At 63.5% G+C, this 587-nt stretch carries 1 protein-coding gene; it reads left to right on the top strand.

Going from position 1 to position 587, the window contains the following annotated elements; genetic code table 11:
- On the top strand, positions 1-525 hold a 525-nt coding region (locus OXS49_RS33420; protein WP_267428786.1), incomplete at its 5' end, for a tyrosine-type recombinase/integrase.
- Positions 526-587: the final 62 nt, after the last annotated feature.

Below are 587 nucleotides of genomic sequence, written 5' to 3'. Positions count from 1 at the left end.
CGGTTCTGGCTCGACCGTGAACGGCGCACGCGCGACCGGGCGATGTTCGACCTCGCCATCGACAGCAAGCTGCGCGGCTGCGACATCGTCAAACTCAAGATTGGCGACCTCGTCAGCGGTGGTCGCGTCCGTAGTCGCGCCATCGTCATCCAGCGTAAGACCGGTCGACCAGTGCAGTTCGAGTTGCTCGAACCCGCCCGTACCAGCATCCTCTCCTGGCTAGAGGCCAGGGGTGGATCGCTCGACGACCATGTCTTCCCGAGCCGGCTCGACGGCGTCACGCACATCAGCACCAGACAGTATGCACGCTTGGTCGATGAGTGGGTCACGGGCATCGGGCTGCGCAGCGAGGACTACGGAACCCATTCCCTGCGTCGCACCAAGGCGTCGTTGATCTACAAGCGGACTGGCAACCTACGTGCCGTCCAGATCCTGCTCGGCCATACCAAGATCGAGAGCACGGTCAGGTATCTCGGTGTCGACGTTGAGGATGCTCTGACCCTAGCGGAAGGCACTGAGATTTGAGCACTGGCCCCCTCGGCTCCCGGGTCGAGGGGCTTTCAAACCGGCCCGGCTGCAAAGCGCCC

The organism is Methylobacterium sp. GC_Met_2 (assembly GCF_026540795.1).
Classification (GTDB): Bacteria; Pseudomonadota; Alphaproteobacteria; order Rhizobiales; family Beijerinckiaceae; genus Methylobacterium.
Note: the sequence above shows the minus strand (reverse complement) of the source record. Positions and strands in the feature narration are given on the sequence as shown.